The 2,873-nt window shown below is 34.9% G+C and carries 3 protein-coding genes; all 3 read right to left on the reverse strand.

Translation table 11 applies throughout. The features are described from left to right. The coding region (locus HYI04_RS16630) for an IS5-like element ISAba12 family transposase (protein ID WP_178896415.1) at positions 1-695 on the reverse strand (695 nt) is incomplete at its 3' end. Between the two features lie 561 nt (positions 696-1,256). After that, on the reverse strand, positions 1,257-1,544 hold the full coding sequence (locus HYI04_RS16635) for a hypothetical protein (RefSeq protein WP_004870774.1): 288 nt from the start codon (positions 1,542-1,544) through the stop codon (positions 1,257-1,259). Next, a complete protein-coding gene (locus HYI04_RS16640) occupies positions 1,541-2,482 on the reverse strand; it encodes a replication initiation protein (protein WP_020846814.1) in 942 nt (313 codons plus the stop codon). The genes HYI04_RS16635 and HYI04_RS16640 overlap by 4 nt, the downstream gene beginning before the upstream one ends. Positions 2,483-2,873 lie beyond the last annotated feature (391 nt).

Here is a 2,873-nt window from a genome sequence, read left to right on the forward strand (position 1 = left end):
GAGCTACTCTTTGTATCTTTCCATGGTTTCGCATTTTTTCTAGGTGGAATCACCGCATGCGCTTGCCGATCTGCAATGACCTGACGGCATTGCTTGGTGTCATAAGCTCCATCGGTATAAACAGAGTTAATCCGCTCATCTTGTGGAATCTGATTAAGTAAATCACCAAGCACCTGTGAATCACTGACATTATTGGTTGTAAGCTGAACTGCTCGTATTTGCAGGGTTTTAGCATCTATACCAATATGAAGTTTACGCCATTGGCGACGATATTCAGGTCCATGTTTCTTGCGTTTCCATTCGCCCTCACCTAGAAACTTCATGCCTGTAGAGTCCATGAGTAGATGCAGCCCATCGCTACTTTTTTGGTAGCTGATTACAATATCAATATGCTTTTGTCTTCTACAAAGCGTGGTGTAATCTGGAGCTATCCAATTTAATCCGCAAAGTTTAATCAGACTTTGCACAAAGCCAGTGACCATACGTAAAGACAGACGGAATAAGGATTTAATCATTAAGCAGCATTGGATGGCTGCGTCGGAGTAGGTTTGATTTCGCCCTTGTTTGCCTTTTGATGGCGCATACCATTGCGTAGCAGGATCAAACCAAATGGCAATATTTCCGCGACTCATGAGTGCTCGGTTATATGCGGGCCAATTGGTTGTGCGGTAGATTTTGTGTGTAGGCTTCTTCATTTGAAAATTATATCGCTGAAAAACCCTTTACAGATAGGTTTGTGCAACAAAGCCCAAAGAGAAGCCTTTTAAGAGCTACTAAAATTAATATAATATGCCTTATAAGAAATCTGAAAAAAACAATTTAAATCAATATTTTAATGTGTTTTTAAAAAATTCACATAACAGCCATTATGTAAAAAGGCTTAATCAAAATAACCTAAAATTGCTAAAGTAGGTATAAAAAAGATCGCAAATACACCAAAATATTGAATCATCTTCTTATGTCTGAAATCTCGTTTAGAAATGATCAAAAGCAAAGCTGAAAAAGAAATGACTATTAATGTCCATGAAATTGAATACATACTTAAATCCTAATTAATTATGTTGGGCTTTAAATTTCTCTAAAATTAACATAATACACCTTATACGAAATGCGTTATAATTATCCTTATAATTCAACGCTGTAGTTTCAATTTTCTAGCCCAGTCGTCAATGACTGGGCTTTTTTTATTACTTTTCACGTTCCACGCCTAGTCTTTAATCAATGTTCCACGATTTTGATTAAATAAACTGAATAATTCAATCTGCAGAATTTAAGCGATTATCTTGAATAAGATCACTCAACTTACCTTCAAGCGATTCGATTTTATATTTCAGAGACAAGATTGAATCTTTTAAACGTGAATTTTTAGGTGCATCCGGATTCTTTAATTGATTAAAAACCTCTAATAATTCGCTGTGATGAGTGCTTAACCTTTCAATGTCACTTTCAATAGCCATTCTTGGTGTCCACAGAGCAAGTAAACTTTGCTCATAATCTTTGAGTTCTTGATGACTCATTGCATCTAATTCAGCCTTAGTTCTCATGGTTTAAAATCCGTCTTGCTATGAAGAGCTTTAAAAATCCGTTTTGTTGTTTCCTCTCTTACACTTTTCGGATCTCGTAAGATGCCACTAATCCAGAGGGCAAATGTCGGGTAGTCTGGGAAATTACTGAGGTCTGATAGCTCAGAAAGTTTAGATAAAATAGTGCTGTACTTGTTAATTTGAGCATCAGATAAATTGCAGAACATATCTATAGTTCTTTGATCTCGCTGAGGCGCTATTAATTTTGGCTTAGGTTTTTCTTTCACTATAAATTTAAAGCCAACTACTGAACGCCCTTTTTTTACATTTTCATAAGTGAGTTCAATATCTGTATTAGTTGTAATCTCATTTAATGAAGGCTTCATTACTCGGTCTTTTAAATTACAGAGTTTGTCATAAGATTTGGGCAAACCCAGCTCATTTTTTATATGTTCTAAGGACATTTCAAATTGTCCCATTGCTTGATGCTTTTTAGCTAAATGATAAAGATCGAATGAGTAATCTTTTTTCAAACTTAGTACGATATCTTTTTTATATTTTGTATAAGGGTTTAATTTATCAAACTCTTTTAACATCAGTAGAACGATTTCAGGGAAACGTATAGCTATCCCTCCGTCTTCATAAGTGCAATCAATCACCCAATTCGACAGCACCTTTTTTCCTCTTTCATTGTTATAAGAGAAATTTCTTTTAAGTAGATTCTTGCTGGCTAGTTCTAACTGCGTATATGCGGAATGCGTTTTAATGCCACATTCTCTAGCAAACTCTTCTGCCGTAATCATAATTCGGTCTTTTTCAGTTGCATCAGTGGTTCTAGCAATTGGGCTAGCAAGTATTAACATTCGTTTTTCATCAATGTTCATACTCTTAAAGCATTCTTGAACATTGTTTTGCATAACAACCCAGCTCAGAGGATATGTTTTTTTATTTTCGTCCATATAACTACAACCCCAAAAAACTAACTAACTACATTGGTATTTATGTAGCTTAAACATACATTGTCGTTTATTTTTTGACTACTATTTTTGTAGTTTTTTAACAAAACTACAAACTTTTTCTTGTAGTTTAATGTCCGGTAAAAGTAGTTTCTATGTCCGGTAAAAGTAGTTTTTTAAGTCCATTTTGTCCGGCATTTGTAGTTTAATGTCCGGTAAAAGTAGTTTTTTAAAGTCTGAAAGCATTGCTAGGCGTGGTTTATAGGGGGGTCTAAAAGCTTTTAAAAGCTTTTTAAAAGAATAAAAGGGAATTTATTTCCAAAGTGAGTTATTAAAACTGCCCTTGGTACTCGCTAAAGCTCGTACTCTATTGAAGCTCGTTTCACTCGCTTCG

This window comes from Acinetobacter sp. SwsAc2, assembly GCF_013391465.1.
Taxonomy (GTDB): Bacteria; Pseudomonadota; Gammaproteobacteria; order Pseudomonadales; family Moraxellaceae; genus Acinetobacter; species Acinetobacter johnsonii.